Origin of the sequence: Nocardioides litoris (genome assembly GCF_006346315.1) — a bacterium.
In the GTDB taxonomy this organism is placed as follows: Bacteria; Actinomycetota; Actinomycetes; order Propionibacteriales; family Nocardioidaceae; genus Nocardioides; species Nocardioides litoris.
Genome location: NZ_VDMR01000001.1, coordinates 1,435,676 through 1,451,255 on the forward strand (window position 1 = coordinate 1,435,676; position 15,580 = coordinate 1,451,255).

General features: G+C 72.9%; 15 protein-coding genes. 10 read left to right on the forward strand and 5 right to left on the reverse strand.

The features are described 5' to 3' along the window. Positions 1 to 45 precede the first annotated feature (45 nt). The 4 genes from dut to FJQ57_RS06885 are packed head-to-tail and all read left to right on the forward strand — an operon-like array spanning position 46 to position 2,280. On the forward strand, positions 46 to 531 hold the full coding sequence (gene dut, locus FJQ57_RS06870; protein WP_139978408.1) for a dUTP diphosphatase: 486 nt from the start codon (positions 46 to 48) through the stop codon (positions 529 to 531). After that, positions 528 to 1,175 carry a DUF3710 domain-containing protein gene (locus tag FJQ57_RS06875; protein ID WP_139978409.1) on the forward strand — a complete coding sequence of 216 codons (648 nt, stop codon included), beginning with the start codon at positions 528 to 530 and terminating at the stop codon, positions 1,173 to 1,175. The genes dut and FJQ57_RS06875 overlap by 4 nt, the downstream gene beginning before the upstream one ends. A gap of 11 nt (positions 1,176 to 1,186) precedes the next feature. Continuing rightward, on the forward strand, positions 1,187 to 1,552 hold the full coding sequence (locus FJQ57_RS06880; RefSeq protein WP_139978410.1) for an OB-fold nucleic acid binding domain-containing protein: 366 nt from the start codon (positions 1,187 to 1,189) through the stop codon (positions 1,550 to 1,552). After that, the gene (locus FJQ57_RS06885; RefSeq protein WP_139978411.1) at positions 1,549 to 2,280 is read left to right on the forward strand and encodes a DUF3159 domain-containing protein; all 732 of its coding nucleotides are present in this window, start codon (positions 1,549 to 1,551) and stop codon (positions 2,278 to 2,280) included. Before FJQ57_RS06880 ends, FJQ57_RS06885 begins: the two co-directional genes overlap by 4 nt. Positions 2,281 to 2,355: 75 nt before the next feature. Here the strand turns inward: FJQ57_RS06885 and FJQ57_RS06890 are convergent, their stop codons facing one another. Continuing rightward, complete coding sequence (locus FJQ57_RS06890) at positions 2,356 to 3,030, reverse strand: potassium channel family protein (RefSeq protein WP_139978412.1); 675 nt, start codon at positions 3,028 to 3,030, stop codon at positions 2,356 to 2,358. Continuing rightward, positions 3,027 to 3,677: a potassium channel family protein gene (locus tag FJQ57_RS06895; protein WP_425465418.1), complete on the reverse strand. Its 651-nt coding sequence runs from the start codon at positions 3,675 to 3,677 to the stop codon at positions 3,027 to 3,029. Before FJQ57_RS06895 ends, FJQ57_RS06890 begins: the two co-directional genes overlap by 4 nt. 346 nt (positions 3,678 to 4,023) lie before the next feature. Here FJQ57_RS06895 and FJQ57_RS06900 point away from each other — a divergent pair, with 346 nt between their 5' ends. From FJQ57_RS06900 to FJQ57_RS06920, 5 genes are all read left to right on the forward strand, one after another. Beyond that, entirely contained in the window at positions 4,024 to 6,048 is a 2,025-nt protein-coding gene (locus tag FJQ57_RS06900; RefSeq protein ID WP_139978414.1) for an APC family permease, read from the forward strand. Further along, positions 6,045 to 7,196, forward strand: a complete 1,152-nt coding sequence (locus tag FJQ57_RS06905) for a class I SAM-dependent RNA methyltransferase (RefSeq protein WP_139978416.1) — start codon at positions 6,045 to 6,047, stop codon at positions 7,194 to 7,196. The genes FJQ57_RS06900 and FJQ57_RS06905 overlap by 4 nt, the downstream gene beginning before the upstream one ends. A gap of 30 nt (positions 7,197 to 7,226) precedes the next feature. After that, positions 7,227 to 8,060, forward strand: coding sequence for an SDR family oxidoreductase (locus FJQ57_RS06910; RefSeq protein ID WP_139978417.1), 834 nt, complete (start codon positions 7,227 to 7,229; stop codon positions 8,058 to 8,060). Between the two features lie 100 nt (positions 8,061 to 8,160). Continuing rightward, positions 8,161 to 8,943 (forward strand): VWA domain-containing protein, encoded by a 783-nt coding sequence (locus FJQ57_RS06915; protein ID WP_170219303.1) that lies wholly within the window; start codon positions 8,161 to 8,163, stop codon positions 8,941 to 8,943. A gap of 103 nt (positions 8,944 to 9,046) precedes the next feature. Next, positions 9,047 to 9,643, forward strand: a complete 597-nt coding sequence (locus tag FJQ57_RS06920) for a hypothetical protein (protein WP_139978422.1) — start codon at positions 9,047 to 9,049, stop codon at positions 9,641 to 9,643. Positions 9,644 to 9,827: 184 nt separating this feature from the next. On the opposite strand, the gene FJQ57_RS06925 is transcribed toward FJQ57_RS06920, so the two are convergent. The 3 genes from FJQ57_RS06925 to FJQ57_RS06935 are packed head-to-tail and all read right to left on the reverse strand — an operon-like array spanning position 9,828 to position 12,399. Then, on the reverse strand, positions 9,828 to 10,781 hold the full coding sequence (locus tag FJQ57_RS06925; RefSeq protein WP_139978424.1) for an ABC transporter ATP-binding protein: 954 nt from the start codon (positions 10,779 to 10,781) through the stop codon (positions 9,828 to 9,830). Next, on the reverse strand, positions 10,778 to 11,599 hold the full coding sequence (locus FJQ57_RS06930; protein WP_139978426.1) for an ABC transporter permease: 822 nt from the start codon (positions 11,597 to 11,599) through the stop codon (positions 10,778 to 10,780). The genes FJQ57_RS06925 and FJQ57_RS06930 overlap by 4 nt, the downstream gene beginning before the upstream one ends. Then, positions 11,596 to 12,399: an ABC transporter permease gene (locus FJQ57_RS06935; protein WP_139978428.1), complete on the reverse strand. Its 804-nt coding sequence runs from the start codon at positions 12,397 to 12,399 to the stop codon at positions 11,596 to 11,598. Before FJQ57_RS06935 ends, FJQ57_RS06930 begins: the two co-directional genes overlap by 4 nt. A gap of 192 nt (positions 12,400 to 12,591) precedes the next feature. Here FJQ57_RS06935 and FJQ57_RS06940 point away from each other — a divergent pair, with 192 nt between their 5' ends. After that, entirely contained in the window at positions 12,592 to 15,432 is a 2,841-nt protein-coding gene (locus FJQ57_RS06940) for an aconitate hydratase (protein ID WP_139978429.1), read from the forward strand. Positions 15,433 to 15,580: the final 148 nt, after the last annotated feature.

Consider the following 15,580-nt stretch of genomic DNA (forward strand, 5'->3'; position numbering starts at 1 on the left):
CAGCCTCCCACCCCGTCGTCGGTGCCGCGCCGTAGGGTCCCGTGCGTGCCCGACCTCGAGATACCGGTGCTGCGCCTCGACCCCGACCTCCCGCTGCCGGTCTACGCCCACCCCGGCGACGCCGGGGCCGACCTGCTCACCACCGTCGACGTGGTGATCGCGCCGGGGGAGCGGGCGCTCGTCCCGACCGGCATCGCCCTCGCCCTGCCCGAGGGGTACGTCGCGCTCGTGCACCCCCGCTCGGGCCTGGCCGCCCGCCACGGCGTCTCGCTCGTCAACACCCCCGGCACCGTCGACGCGGGCTACCGCGGCGAGGTCAAGGTGCTGCTGATCAACCACGACCTCCACGAGCCCGTCGAGCTGCGCCGGGGCGACCGGGTCGCCCAGCTGGTGGTGCAGCGGTTCGAGACCGCCGCGTTCGTCGAGGTCGACCGCCTCCCCGCGAGCGCCCGAGGGTCCGGGGGCTACGGTTCTACCGGCGGTTTCGGCCGCCCCACCCCCGACCAGCCCGTCCGAGGAGAGACCCCGTGAGGTTCCGCCGCAAGTCCAGCGCCGAGGACGCCCCGGCCGAGGCCGAAGGCACCCCGGCCGAGCCGACCGAGGGGCCCTACGACGCCGACGCGGTCCCCGACGACGGCCTCGAGCGTGTCGACCTCGGGTCGCTGCTGATCGCGCCCGCCGAGGGCCGCGAGCTGCGCATGCAGGTCGACGAGGCCTCCGGCGCCGTGCAGGCCGTCATCCTGGCCGGCGCCGAGGGGGCCATCGAGCTGCGGGCCTTCGCCGCGCCCCGCAACGGCGACCTGTGGAGCGAGGTGCGTCCCAAGATCGCAGCCGACATGTCGCAGCGCGGTGGCACCGCCTCCGAGCGCGAGGGCCGGTTCGGCACCGAGCTGCAGTGCCAGATCCAGGTGCGCCGGCCCGAGGGCAACGGCGTCCAGGTCTCGCGCATCGTCGGCATCAACGGCCCGCGCTGGCTGCTGCGCGCCACCTTCCTCGGTCGGCCCGCCATCGAGCTCGACACCGACGACACCCGCCAGTGGGAGCACCTGTTGACCACGGTCGCCGTGCAGCGCGGCACGGGCCCCATGATGGTGGGCGAGCCGCTCCCGCTGGTGCTGCCCGAGAGCGCCCGTCGGGTGGGCCCGGCCGACCAGAACCGCCCGGCCGGGGCCTGAGCAGGACCACGGTGGCCGAGAAGAGCCGCCTGCGGCGCACGATCAGCCGCTGGGCCAGCCCCGACGACCGGTACGCCCGCGACCTGCGCGCCACCCACGTCGGTGCCGGTGACTGCTGCATCGCCGACGCCCCCGACCGCCGGCCCGTGACCCTCCAGGGCACCGTCCGCACCATCACGGTGCGCCCGCGCGGCGGCGTACCCGCGCTGGAGGCCGAGCTGTACGACGGCTCCGGGGTCCTGACCATCGTGTGGCTCGGCCGGCGCCGGATCGCCGGCATCGACCCCGGGCGCTCGCTGCAGGTCCAGGGCCGCATCGGTGTCCACGACGGCGCCCGGGTCATCTACAACCCGCGCTACGAGCTGAAGTCGTCATGACCGAACCCACGCCCGCGCCCACCGTCGCGACCGTTGAGGCGCTGGTCCGCCAGCAGATGTCGACTGCGCTCGGCGGCCGACGCGGCATGCTCGAGGCCGCGGTGCCGGGGCTGGCCTTCACGTTCGTGTGGCTGCCCACCAAGGACCTCACGCTCGCCCTGACCGTCTCGCTCGTCCTCGCGGGCATCGAGCTCGCGGTCCGGCTGGTGCAGCGCAGCACGCTCCAGTTCGTGCTCAACGCGGTCTTCTCGATCGCCATCGGCTACGCCTTCGTGCGCATCGCCGCCAGCTCCGGCGGCTCGGAGGACGAGCAGGCCCTGGCGTTCTTCCTGCCGGGCATCCTCTACAGCCTGGCCTACACGATCCTGCTCGTCGGGTCGTGCGTCGCCCGCTGGCCCGCGGTCGGGTTCATGCTCGGCAGCGTCACCGGCGACCCCACGGCGTGGCACGCCGACAAGCAGGTCGTCCGGCTCTGCTCGCGCCTCACGCTGCTGCTGGCCGCCCCCGGCGCCGTCGGCGTCGCCCTGCAGGGCCCCGTGTGGGTGCTCGGCTGGCAGGGGGCCATCGGCACCGGCACGGCGGTGGCGATCATCGCCGGCCTGCGCTACGGCCTCGGCTGGCCGCTGCGCATCGCGTCGTGGTCGGCCATGGTCTGGCTGCTCGCCCGCAACGCCACCCCGCTCGAGCCCGCCGAGGACCCCGACGGACAGCGCGGCCTCACCGCCTGAGGCCGGGGCTCGAGGCTCGCTCCGCTCGCACCCCGGCCAACGAACGGCCCTCGACCGGCCGAGGTGCGCCCCGCCCTAGGGCGACGGGTGCGAGGACGGCGCCAGCAGCCGCTCGAGCTCGTCCTCGAGCTCGGCCGGGACCACGAAGAGCAGCTCGTCGCCGGACTCGACCGGCTGCTCGCCGTCGGGCACGTAGACCTGGCCGTCGCGCAGGATCGTCACCAGCGCGCAGTTCTCGGGGAACGGGATGAGGCCGACCGGCTTGCCGACGTACGGCGAGTCGGCGGGCAGGGTCATCTCCACCAGGTTGGCGTTGCCCTGGCGGAAGGTGAACAGCCGCACCAGGTCGCCGACCGAGACCGCCTCCTCGACCAGTGCCGACATGATGCGCGGGGTCGAGACGTTGACGTCGACGCCCCAGGCCTCGGTGAACAGCCACTCGTTGCTCGGGTGGTTGACCCGGCCGACGGTGCGCGGCACCCCGAACTCGGTCTTGGCCAGCAGCGAGGTCACCAGGTTGACCTTGTCGTCGCCGGTTGCGGCGATGACCACGTCGCACCGGTCGAGGCGCGCCTCCTCCAGCGAGGACAGCTCGCAGGAGTCGGCCAGCAGCCACTCGGCGTCGGGCACCCGGTCGGGCTGCACCGAGCGGGCGCTCTTGTCGATGAGCAGGACCTCGTGGCCGTTCTGGATGAGCTCGCGGGCGATGGAGCGCCCCACGGCGCCCGCCCCGGCGATGGCGACCCTCATGCGTGCTCCTCCGGCCCGTCCTTGATGACCCTGAAGACCCGGCTCGCGTCCTTCTCGCGCATGACGAGGTGGAGCAGGTCGTTCTCCTGGATGACCGTGTCGCGGTCGGGCAGCATGCCCTCGCCGAGCCGGTCGATCCACGCGATGCGCGCCCCCGACTGCGCCTGCAGCGCGATGGTGCGGTGGCCCACCCACACCTCGGGCACGGTGACGTGGTCGACGCGGATAGCGCCGCTGGGGTCGCGGAAGTCGGGCTCGGCCCCGGCGGGCAGCAGCCGGCGCAGCACCTGGTCGGAGGTCCACTTCACCGTGGCGACCGTGGTGATGCCGAGCCGCTGGTAGACCTCGGCGCGCCCCGGGTCGTAGATGCGGGCCACGACCTGCTGGATGCCGAACTGCTCGCGCGCCACCCGGGCGGCGATGATGTTGGAGTTGTCGCCGCTGGAGACCGCGGCGAACGCGTCGGCCCGCTTGATGCCGGCCTTCTCGAGGACCTGCTGGTCGAAGCCGTAGCCGGTCACCTTCTCACCGTTGAACCCCGGCCCCAGCCGTCGGAAGGCGTCGGGCTCGCTGTCGATCACGGCGACGGTGTGGTTGCGGTCCTCGAGGGAGCGGGCCAGGGTCGAGCCGACCCGGCCGCAGCCCATGATCACGACGTGCACTGCGTCAGACTAGTCGCCGCGGCGGCTGCCCGACGGCGGGCCGCGGGTGTCGAGCCGCTGGGGCGCGGCACCGGCGGCCGCACTGTCTTCCGCCGGGGTGGTCGTTGCGTCGGCCGCCGGCACCACGCCCCCGACGCGGCTCGCCGTCCCGCGGCCCGGCGCCGGGCGCCAGCGCCGCCGCGGCGACGGGCTTCGCTCCGCGCGGGAGCCGGTGAGCTGGCACCTGGTGTCGGCTCGCTGCCGGCGTCGCTGTCGGCGTCGCTGCCGTCCTCGGAGCCGCGCGTCGGCGGGATGGGGGCGGCGGGTCGCGGCTGCCGTACGCTCCTCGCTCGTGGGTGTCGGCGACGTCTCGAAGCGGATCCTGCTCGGACGCAAGCTCCGGAGCGCGCAGCTGGGGGAGACCCTGCTGCCCAAGCGCATCGCCTTCCCCATCTTCGCCAGCGACGCGCTGTCGTCGGTGGCCTACGCCCCCGACGAGATCTTCATCATCTTGTCGCTGGCCGGCATCAGCGCCTACGCCTTCTCGTGGTGGGTGGCGATCGCGGTCGCCATCGTGATGCTCGCCGTGGTCGGGTCCTACCGGCAGACCGTGCACGCCTACCCCAGCGGTGGCGGTGACTACGAGGTCGCCACGGTCAACCTCGGCCGCAACGCCGGCGTGACGGTCGCGGCCGCGCTGATCGTCGACTACGTCCTGGTCGTCGCGGTGTCGCTGTCCTCGGCCGCCCAGTACGCCGCCTCGGCGATCAGCCCGCTGGCCGAGCACGAGGCCACGGTGGCGGTGGTGCTCACCGCCTTCCTCACCGTGATGAACCTGCGCGGCGTGCGGGAGTCGGGCACGTCGTTCGCGGCGCCGGCGTACCTGTTCATGCTCGGCATCGCCGGCATGTGCCTGTGGGGGCTCTTCCGCGACCTCACCGGCAGCCTGCCCCAGGCCGCGAGCTCCGACCTGCGGATCGTCGAGGCCGAGGGCTACGAGGGCACGATCACCACGATCGCGCTCGTCTTCCTCGTCGCCCGCGCGTTCTCCTCCGGCTGCGCCGCGCTGACCGGGGTCGAGGCCATCTCCAACGGCGTGCCGGCGTTCCAGCGGCCCAAGAGCCGCAACGCCGCCTCGACCCTGGCGCTGCTCGGCCTGGTCGCGATCACGTTCATGCTCGGGGTCGTGACGCTGGCCCGCGAGATGGGCGTCAAGTACGTCGACCCCCACGAGCTCGAGCGGCTGACGTACGCCGACGGCTCGCCGCTCCCGGCCGACTACGACCAGCCGACGCTGATCGCCCAGATCGCCCGGGGCGTCTTCGACCACTTCCCGCCGGGCTTCTACTTCGTGGTCATCGTGACCGGGGTGATCCTGGTGCTGGCGTCCAACACCGCCTTCAACGGGTTCCCGGTGCTGGGCTCCATCCTGGCCCGCGACGGCTTCGCCCCGCGCGCGCTCGGGTCGCGCGGCGACCGGCTCGCCTACTCCAACGGCATCGTGTTCCTCGCCGTCATGGCGATCGTGCTGATCGTGGCCTTCGACGCCCAGGTGACGCGGCTGATCCAGCTCTACATCGTCGGCGTCTTCGTCTCCTTCAACCTCAGCCAGCTCGGCATGATGCGCCACTGGAGCAGGCTGCTGTCCTCCGAGCAGGACCCCTCCGAGCGCCGGCGGATGCAGCGCTCGCGCCTGATCAACGCCGTCGGCCTCTCGCTCACCGCGGCGGTGCTCGTCGTCGTGCTGCTGACCAAGTTCCTGGCCGGCGCCTGGATCACGATCCTGGCCATGGGCACGTTCTTCATGCTCATGAAGGCGATCCGCCGCCACTACGACAACGTGGCCGAGGAGCTCGTCGCCGACGAGGGCGACCGGGCGATGCCGACCCGGGTGCACGCCATCGTCCTGGTCTCCAAGATCCACAAGCCGACGCTGCGGGCGGTCGCGTTCGCCAAGGCCTCGCGGCCCAACGTGCTCGAGGCGATCTACGTCGCGAGCGACCCCGCCGAGACCAACGCGCTCGTCGACGAGTGGGACCGGCGCAACCTCGGCGTCCCGCTCAAGCTGCTGCACTCGCCCTACCGCGAGCTCGTCAACCCGATCGTCGCCTACGCGACCGAGATCCGTCGGGCCAACCCCCGCGGCGTCGTGGCGGTCTACATCCCCGAGTACGTCGTCGGGCGCTGGTGGGAGCAGCTGCTGCACAACCAGACCGCGCTGCGCCTCAAGGGCCGCCTGCTGTTCACCCCGGGCGTCATGGTCACCTCGGTGCCCTACCAGCTGCGCTCCTCGCAGGTCGCGGTCGAGCGCGAGGAGCGCAGCCACCGGGTCAAGGCCGGCGACCTGCGCAGCGGCAACGTCGACGACCGCCGGTGACGCCCCAGCCCGACCGCCCCGACCGCCGACCCGACCGCCGGCGCAGCCGGCAGCCCCGGGCGCGCGCCCCGCGCGGCGCCTCCGTGGTCGGCCGCGAGCTCGAGGTCGAGGTGGGCCCGGTCGGCCACGGGGGGTTCTGCGTGGCCCGGCACGAGGGCCGCGCGGTGTTCGTGCGCCACGCGCTGCCGGGGGAGCGGGTGGTGGCCCGGATCACCGAGGGCACCGAGGGCGACCGGTTCTGGCGCGCCGACGCGGTGTCGGTCCTCGACGCCTCGCCGCACCGGGTCACCCCGCCCTGCCCGTACGCCGGCCCCGACGCCTGCGGCGGGTGCGACCTCCAGCACGTCGCCCTGCCCCACCAGCGCGAGCTGAAGGCGGCGGTCGTGGTCGAGCAGCTGCGCCGCGTCGCCGGGCTCGACGTGGAGGTCGTCGTGGAGGAGGTGCCCGGCGACCACCCCGCCGGTTCGGGCCTCGGGTGGCGCACCCGCCAGCGCTACGCCCGGCTGCCCGACGGCGGCCGGGCGATGCGCAAGCACCGCTCCCACGACCTGGTCCCGGTCGAGGCGTGCCTGCTGGAGTCGCCCGTCCCGGCCCGCCACGAGGTCCGCGGCCTCGACTACGAGGTCGCCGACGGCGGGTTCTGGCAGGTGCACCCGGGTGCACCGGAGGTGCTCCTCGGCGCCGTCCTCGACGCCCTCGACCCGCGCCCCGGCGAGGCCGCCCTCGACCTGTACGCCGGCGTGGGGCTCTTCGCGCGGTTCCTGGCCGAGCGGGTCGGCGACCCCGCCCGGGTGACGATGGTGGAGGGCGACGCCTCCGCGTCGTCGTACGCCCGGCAGAACGTGCCGGGCGCCACCGCGCTGTCCGGCGACGTCGCCACCGTCCTGGCCGGCCTCCCGGTCGAGCCCGTCGACCTGGTCGTGCTCGACCCGCCCCGCGAGGGCGCCCGCCGCGCCGCGGTCGAGCAGGTCGTGGCCCGCGCGCCGCGGGCCGTCGCGCACGTGGCCTGCGACCCGGCCGCGCTCGCCCGCGACGTCGCGCTCTTCGCCGAGCACGGCTACGCGCTGCGCACGCTGCGGGCCTTCGACCTCTTCCCGATGACCCACCACGTGGAGTGCGTGGCCCTGCTCGAGCCCACGCCGGCCTGAGCCCTGGCCGACGGGGCTAGCGTCGAGGTCATGACGCAGACCTCGGGCAAGACCTGGTTCATCACCGGCGCCTCGCGCGGCTTCGGCCGCGAGTGGACGATCGCCGCCCTCGAGCGCGGTGACCGCGTCGCGGCCACCGCGCGCGACACCTCCACCCTCGACGACCTCGTGGCGACGTACGGCGACGCGCTGCTGCCCCTGCAGCTCGACGTCACCGACCGCGCCGCGGACTTCGCGGCCGTCCAGCGGGCCGCGGACCACTTCGGCCAGCTCGACGTGGTCGTCAACAACGCCGGCTACGGCCACTTCGGCTTCGTGGAGGAGCTGACCGAGGAGGAGTTCCGGGCCCAGCTGGAGACCAACGTGTTCGGGGCGATGTGGGTGACCCAGGCGGCGCTGCCGATCATGCGCGAGCAGGGGTCGGGCCACGTCCTTCAGGTCTCCTCCATCGGCGGTATCTCGGCCTTCCCGCTGGTCGGCGCCTACCACGCCTCGAAGTGGGCGCTGGAGGGCTTCTCCCAGGCCCTGGCCCAGGAGGTCGCGGGCTTCGGCGTCAAGGTCACGATCATCGAGCCGGGCGGGTTCGCCACCGACTGGGGCGGGTCGTCGGCCTCGCACTCCGAGCGGCTGCCGGCCTACGAGGAGCTGTTCGAGCAGGTCGCGGAGCAGCGCAGCAAGAGGGTCGGCACCCCGGGCGACCCGCAGGCCTCGGCCACGGCCGTGCTCCGCCTCGTCGACGCCGACGAGCCGCCGCTGCGGGCCTTCCTCGGCGAGGCGCCGCTGGGCATCGCCCGCGCCGACTACGAGTCGCGGCTGGCCGAGTGGGAGGCCTGGCAGGACAATGCGGTGGCCGCGCAGGGCTGACCGGCCGGTCGGGGGAGCCCGGTCGGGGGCGCGGGCGGCCGGACGTCTTGGTCCGGGCTGCCAGGCTCGGCACGTCCCCACCCCCGACGGAAGGCCCCCGATGCCCATCTCGCTCGACAAGGTCCAGTCCACCGCCCCCGGTCTCGTCGACCTGGCCAAGACGGCCAAGGTCAGCCTCGAGAAGCGCAACCTCTTCGGCAGCCGCGCCAAGGTCGCGGTGGTCATGGACTACAGCGGGTCGATGTCGCGGGAGTACAAGGAGGGCCGCGTGCAGCGGCTCACCGAGCGCATCCTGGCCCTGGCGACCCAGCTCGACGACGACGGCGCGATCGACTTCTTCGTCTTCGACACCACCGCCGCCCACCTCGGCGAGGTCCCGCTCGACAACTACGCCGGCGCGGTCGACCGGCTCACCGCGGGCCGCCGGATGGGCACCACCGACTACGCCGGTGCGTTCCGCGCGGTGCGCGACCACTTCGGCTTCCCGCCGCCGCAGCCGGCGCAGAAGAAGGGGCTCTTCGGCCGGAAGAAGAAGGTCGAGGGCGCGATCGACGTGCAGGTGCCCGCCGGTCAGCAGCCGGCGCCCGAGCCCGTGTTCGCCATCTTCCTCACCGACGGCGCGCCCAACTCCAAGCCCCAGGCCGTCCAGGCGCTGATCGAGGTCTCCACGGCCCCGATCTTCTGGAAGTTCCTCTCGATCGGGCGGGAGTCCTTCGAGTTCCTGCAGCGGCTCGACGACCTCGAGGAGCGGGTCGTCGACAACGCCGACTACAAGCCCATCGGCTCCATCGACGCGCTGTCCGACGAGCAGCTCATCGACGCGCTGCTCGACGAGTACGGCGAGTACGTCGCCGAGGCGCGGCGACTCGGCCTGCTCGCCTGAGCACGGCCCGACGCGGCCTGTCAAGGCCCGTCGGTGCCATGTGGTCGGTCATCAGGCCTCCTACCGTCCGGGCTCCGCAGCCCACCAGGACCAGGAGACACCCATGACCGCCCGCCCGACCTCCCGCACCCGCGCCCTCACCTACGCCAACGTCACCGCCACCCTCGCCCTCGCCGTCGCGCTCGGCGGCGGGGGCGCGGCGGTCGCGGCCGGGGTCGCCAAGAACTCCGTGGGGTCCGCCCAGATCAAGACCGGCGCCGTCAAGACGTCCGACCTCGCCGCCGGCGCCGTGACCTCCAAGAAGGTCAAGGACGGCTCGGTGACCGGGGGTGACGTCAAGGACGGCTCGCTCACCGGCGCCGACGTCGTCGAGTCCACGCTCGACCTGTCCGGCACCCGTGCGGGCAACGTGCTCTCCGCGGTCGTCGAGGGCAACGGGACCCTCGTCCCCGGCCAGTCCAACGGCGCGGTGAGCGCCAGCAGGGTGGGGGCTGGCGTCTACAACGTGCTCTTCGGCACCGACGTGAGCGACTGTGCGTACGTCGCCTCGCTCGGACAGCCCGGCGGGACCGGGTTCCCGCCGAGCGGTGACGCCGGCGTCACCGGTCTGGAGAACAAGCCCGCCGGCCTGTTCGTCGTGGCCTACAACCAGGCCGGCGCCACGGCCGACCGGCCGTTCCACGTCGTCGTCGTCTGCTGACCGAGCGTGTGCGGGCCGCGGGGCTTCGAGGCTCGCTGCGCGCGCACCTCAGCCACCGCGGCCGACCCCACGCTGGCTGAGGTGCGACGAGCGCCAGCGAGGAGCCTCGAAGCCACCGCAGCCGACGTGCCCGGGCCGCGCGAGGACCCGGCGGGCGCTGTGCCCGCACCTCGGCCACCGCGGGTCAGCGGCGGGCGGCGTACACGCGCCGGACGACGTCCTCCACGTCGGGCTCCTCGATCGTGAGGTCGAGGACCTCGGCGCGGCGGGAGACCTCGGCCAGCACCCTCGCGGCCGTGGTGGCGCCGGGGTCGAAGGCCAGGCGCTGGCGCAGGCCGCCCCCCTCGCTGCCGCGGTGGGTGGTGGCCTCGACGTCGACGAGGTCGGGCAGCGGCTCGGCCAGGTCGACGGTGACCACCCGCTCGGCCCCCACGGTCGCGGACAGCCCGGTCAGCGTGCCCTCGAAGACGAGTGAGCCGCGGTCGACGAGCAGGATGCGGTCGCACAGCCGCTCCACGTCGCCCATGTCGTGGGTGGTGAGGACCAGCGTGGTGCCGTGCTCGCGGCGCTCGGCGACGAGGAACTCGCGCAACCGCTGCTTCGAGAGCACGTCGAGCCCGATCGTGGGCTCGTCGAGGATGACCAGGCGGGGGGAGTGCAGCAGGGCTGCCGCCACCTCGGCGCGCATCCGCTGGCCGAGCGAGAGCTGGCGCACCGGCGTACCGAGGAACTCGGCCAGCTCCAGCCGCTCGACCAGCTCGTCGGTGCGCGCCCGCTCCTCGACGGCGTCGAGGGCGTGGATCGCGGCGAGGATGCGGAACGACTCCCGCACCGGCAGGTCCCACCACAGCTGGGTCCGCTGGCCGAACACCACGCCGACCTGGCGGGCCAGCTGCCGGCGGTCGGGCACGGGTCGCAGGCCGCAGGTGTGCACCTCGCCCCGCGTCGGCACGAGGATGCCGGTCAGCATCTTGATGGTGGTGGACTTGCCGGCGCCGTTGGCGCCGATGTAGCCGACCGCCTCGCCGGGTTCGACCCGGACCGTGAGGTCGTCGACCGCGACGAGGGTGCGCCGACGCAGGCCGTCGCGGACCTTGAAGTCGCGCCCCAGCCCGTGGGTCTCGATGATCGCGCTCATCCGCCGCCTCCTTGGTAGTGCCGGGTGCCGAGCCGCCAGCTGACGGCCGCGAACGCCCACGCCCACAGCGCCGCGACCGGCGCCAGCCACCCCACCCAGTCGGGCAGCCCGATCCGGGACGCGCCGTCGAGGCCGAGCAGGGTGACCACGGGCAGGTAGGCGGTGAACGCCATCGGGAAGGCGAAGCCGAAGACGACCAGCAACGGCCGGCCCCAGACCGAGGCGGGCTGCGTGGCGGCGTACCGGCCGCCGTACACGAAGGCGTTGGTGGTCTCGGCGCCGTCGAGCAGGAAGAACTGCGCGCCCGCCGCCCAGACGAACATCGCCGCGAAGGTGACCGGGCCGGAGACGAGCGCGAGGGCGAGCAGGCCCACGGTGTGCGGGTCCCACGACAGGTCGTTGAGCCCGACCGCGACCACCAGCACCGCGAGCGAGACGGCCGCCCGGGCCAGCCGCCGCAGCTGGATGTCGCTGGTCACCAGCTGCAGGAGCAGCGGCTGCGGACGCAGGTAGAACACGTCGAGGGTGCCGGCGCGGAGGTACTCCGGCAGGTTGTCGCAGTGCCCGAAGGCCATGTCGGCCAGGGAGAACGACAGGTCGGCGATGGCGAAGACCAGCAGCACCGCGCGCAGGTCCAGACCCCCGATGCCCTCCACCTGCAGGTAGAGCACCGCGACCTCGGCCAGCTCGACGACCCCGACGAGCAGGCTGCTCAGTGCGTCGACGCGGAAGGAGACGCGGTGGCTGCGCTGGGAGCGGATCCGGGAGGCCAGCACGGCGCGGTACGGCGCGGTGCTCGCGGTCAGGGAGCGGCTCATCCGCCCTGCACCTCCAGCCGCCGGCGTCCGGCCCGGACCAGCAGCTGCCCGGCGACGAGGGTGACGACGAGCCAGCCGACCTGGGCGGCCAGGTGACCGAGCGCGCCGGTGGTGTCGACGCGCCCGGAGAGGATGTCGGTGGGGTACATCAGCATCGAGGGGAACGGCGTCGCGCTGGCCGCCACGACCAGCCAGTCGGGGAAGAACCAGATCGGCAGGTACAGCCCGGCGAAGAACCCCGAGACGATCATGTAGAACAGCTGGACCCCGCGGGTCTCGACCAGCCACAGCCCGACCACGCCGACCAGGAAGACGGTGGTCGCCGAGACGGTGATGGCCAGGAGCACGCTGAGCACGCCGAGGACGGGCGCGACGCCGCCGGCCAGCGGCACACCCACGACCAGCGCGCCGATGGTGAACGTCGGCAGGCCGCGGGGGAGGAAGGTGAACAGCGACCGGCCGACCTCGGTGGCCACGAACGCGCCCTGCACGTCGACCGGTCGCAGGAAGTCGACGACGACGTCACCGGTGCGGATGCGCTCGGCCAGGTCGTTGCGGCCCATCAGGTTGACCGAGCCGAGCATGGCCTGGCTGACCCAGACGTACGCCGCGACCGCGCCCACGTCGTACCCCTCGAGTGAGCCGTCGGCGGCGCGGACGGCAGCGAGGAGGAGCGCCACCTTGAGGAACCCGAAGGTCGTGTTGGCGACGAGCCCGCCGAGGGCGGCGAGCCGGTAGGTCGACTGGCGCCGGAACCCCGCGACCACGAGGCGGCGGTAGACCCGGGTCCCGTGACGCACAAGCGCGAGAACCTACCCCGCCGGGCCGGGCAGCACCAGCGACGGGCATGTCCTCTCGACGTCATGTATCTTGACATCAAGAGATTGCCCGTGGCCGGGACCCGGACACGACCAAGGCTGCCCTTACTACCGCTGCCCACCGGGGCGGCGGCAGGATGGGGGAGCCACCCGAGCACCCCGAGGAGACGGTTGATGCCCAGCAAGGACAGCTTCGGCGCCAAGAGCACGCTTGACGTGGACGGCGCGTCGTACGAGATCTTCCGCCTCGACGCGGTGAGCGGTGACGGCCTCGACGTCGCCAGCCTCCCGTTCAGCCTCAAGGTGTTGCTGGAGAACCTGCTGCGCACCGAGGACGGCGCCGACATCACCGCCGAGGACATCAAGGCCCTGGCCGGGTGGAACGCCGACGCGCAGCCCGACAAGGAGATCCAGTTCACGCCGGCCCGCGTGATCATGCAGGACTTCACCGGCGTCCCCTGCGTCGTCGACCTCGCCACCATGCGCGAGGCCATGGCCGACCTCGGCGGCGACCCGACCCGCATCAACCCGCTCGCGCCCGCCGAGATGGTCATCGACCACTCCGTGATCGCCGACGTCTTCGGCACCCCCGAGGCCTTCGAGCGCAACGTCGAGATCGAGTACGAGCGCAACCGCGAGCGCTACCAGTTCCTGCGCTGGGGCCAGGGCGCCTTCGACGACTTCAAGGTCGTCCCCCCGGGCACCGGCATCGTCCACCAGGTCAACATCGAGCACCTGGCCCGCACGGTCTTCACGCGCGAGGTCGACGGCGTGCTGCAGGCCTACCCCGACACCTGCGTCGGCACCGACTCCCACACCACCATGGTCAACGGCATCGGCGTCGTCGGCTGGGGCGTCGGCGGCATCGAGGCCGAGGCCGCGATGCTCGGCCAGCCCGTCTCCATGCTCATCCCGCGCGTCGTCGGCTTCAAGCTCTCCGGCGACCTGCCCGAGGGCTCCACCGCCACCGACCTGGTGCTCACCATCACCGAGATGCTGCGCGAGCACGGCGTCGTCGGGAAGTTCGTGGAGTTCTACGGCCCCGGCGTCTCCGCGCTGCCGCTGGCCAACCGCGCCACCATCGGCAACATGAGCCCCGAGTTCGGCTCGACCATCGCGGTCTTCCCGATCGACGGCGAGACCATCAAGTACCTCGAGCTCACCGGCCGGCCGAAGGAGCAGCTCGCGCTCGTCGAGGCCTACGCCAAGGAGCAGGGCATCTGGCACGACCCCGACGCCGAGCCGCGCTACTCCGAGAGGCTCGAGCTCGACCTGGCCACGGTCGTCCCCTCCATCGCCGGCCCCAAGCGGCCGCAGGACCGCGTCTCGCTCTCCGACGCCAAGCAGTCCTTCCGCGGTGCCCTGGCCAACTACGTCGAGGCCGAGGAGGACGGGTACGACGAGTCGGTCGCCGAGACCTTCCCGGCCAGCGACCCCGCCACCAGCAACGGCCACGGCGAGTCCGCCCCGCCGACCGACCACCTCTCGGCCACGCCGAAGGACGGCGGCCGGCCCAGCGACCCGATCGAGGTCACGCTCGAGGACGGCACCACGTTCACCCTCGACCACGGCGCGGTGACGATCGCCTCGATCACCTCCTGCACCAACACCTCCAACCCCTCGGTGATGATCGGCGCGGCCCTGCTGGCCAAGAAGGCCGTCGAGAAGGGCCTGCAGCGCAAGCCGTGGGTCAAGACGACCCTCGCCCCGGGCTCGCAGGTGGTCTCCGACTACTACGAGAAGGCCGGCCTGACGCCGTACCTCGACAAGCTGGGGTTCAACCTCGTCGGCTACGGCTGCGTGACCTGCATCGGCAACTCGGGCCCGCTCATCCCCGAGGTCTCCGCCGCGGTGCAGGAGAAGGACCTCGCGGTCGTCTCGGTGCTCTCGGGCAACCGCAACTTCGAGGGCCGCATCAACCCCGACGTGAAGATGAACTACCTCGCCTCGCCGCCGCTCGTGGTGGCCTACGCGCTGGCCGGGTCGATGGACGTCGACCTGTTCAACGACGCGCTCGGCCAGGACGAGGACGGCAACGACGTCTTCATGCGTGACATCTGGCCCTCGCCGCAGGAGGTCGAGGAGGTCATCGCCTCGGCGATCTCCTCCGACATGTTCGACTCCTCCTACGCCGACGTGTTCGCCGGCGACGAGCGGTGGCGCTCGCTGCCCACGCCCGAGGGCAAGACGTTCGACTGGGACCCCGAGTCGACCTACGTCCGCAAGCCCCCGTACTTCGACGGCATGCCCGACGAGCCGGAGCCGGTCTCCGACATCGTCGGCGCCCGGGTGCTGCTCAAGCTGGGCGACTCGGTCACCACCGACCACATCAGCCCCGCGGGCGCGATCAAGAAGGACAGCCCGGCCGGCACCTACCTCGCCGAGCACGGCGTCGAGCAGCGTGACTTCAACTCCTACGGCTCGCGCCGTGGCAACCACGAGGTCATGATCCGCGGCACCTTCGCCAACATCCGCCTGCGCAACCAGCTCGCGCCCGGCACCGAGGGCGGCTTCACCCGCGACTTCACCGAGTCCGACGGCCCGGTCACCACGGTCTACGACGCCGCCCAGAAGTACGCCGAGGCCGGCACCCCGCTCGTCGTGCTGGCGGGCAAGGAGTACGGCTCGGGCAGCTCGCGCGACTGGGCCGCCAAGGGCACCGCGCTGCTCGGCGTCAAGGCCGTCATCGCCGAGTCCTACGAGCGCATCCACCGCTCCAACCTGATCGGCATGGGTGTCCTGCCGCTGCAGTTCCCCGCCGGCAAGACCGCTGACGACCTGGGGCTCACCGGCGCCGAGGTCATCAGCATCAGCGGTGTCACCACGCTCAACGACGGCGAGACGCCCCGCACCGTCACCGTGCGCGTCGAGCCCGCCCCGGGCACCGACCAGGCCCACGGCGAGACCAGCGAGTTCGAGGCCACCGTGCGCATCGACACCCCCGGCGAGGCCAACTACTTCCGCAACGGCGGCATCATGCAGTACGTGCTGCGCAGCCTGCGCGCGAAGGGCTGAGCCTCCCGCGCCACCCGCACGACCCACGCCGTCGCCCCGGTCCCCGCTTCGCGCGGGTGGCCGGGGCGTCGGCGTCTAGCGTCCGCCCGGGCCGGGGTGGGATCGGCGAGCTGTCGTCTGGTTCCTGGGGCGCCTGGGGTGGCTGTGG

Bases quoted from the DNA above. Each gene is read 5' to 3' on its own strand.
- FJQ57_RS06920 (WP_139978422.1), top strand. From the start codon at position 9,047: ATGACCGCCCGCCCGACCTCCCGCACCCGCGCCCTCACCTACGCCAAC.
- FJQ57_RS06910 (WP_139978417.1), top strand. From the start codon at position 7,227: ATGACGCAGACCTCGGGCAAGACCTGGTTCATCACCGGCGCCTCGCGC.
- FJQ57_RS06890 (WP_139978412.1), bottom strand. From the start codon at position 3,030: ATGAGGGTCGCCATCGCCGGGGCGGGCGCCGTGGGGCGCTCCATCGCC.
- FJQ57_RS06885 (WP_139978411.1), top strand. From the start codon at position 1,549: ATGACCGAACCCACGCCCGCGCCCACCGTCGCGACCGTTGAGGCGCTG.
- FJQ57_RS06915 (WP_170219303.1), top strand. From the start codon at position 8,161: ATGCCCATCTCGCTCGACAAGGTCCAGTCCACCGCCCCCGGTCTCGTC.
- FJQ57_RS06925 (WP_139978424.1), bottom strand. From the start codon at position 10,781: ATGAGCGCGATCATCGAGACCCACGGGCTGGGGCGCGACTTCAAGGTC.
- FJQ57_RS06930 (WP_139978426.1), bottom strand. From the start codon at position 11,599: ATGAGCCGCTCCCTGACCGCGAGCACCGCGCCGTACCGCGCCGTGCTG.
- FJQ57_RS06940 (WP_139978429.1), top strand. From the start codon at position 12,592: ATGCCCAGCAAGGACAGCTTCGGCGCCAAGAGCACGCTTGACGTGGAC.
- FJQ57_RS06895 (WP_425465418.1), bottom strand. From the start codon at position 3,677: ATGGGCTGCGGCCGGGTCGGCTCGACCCTGGCCCGCTCCCTCGAGGAC.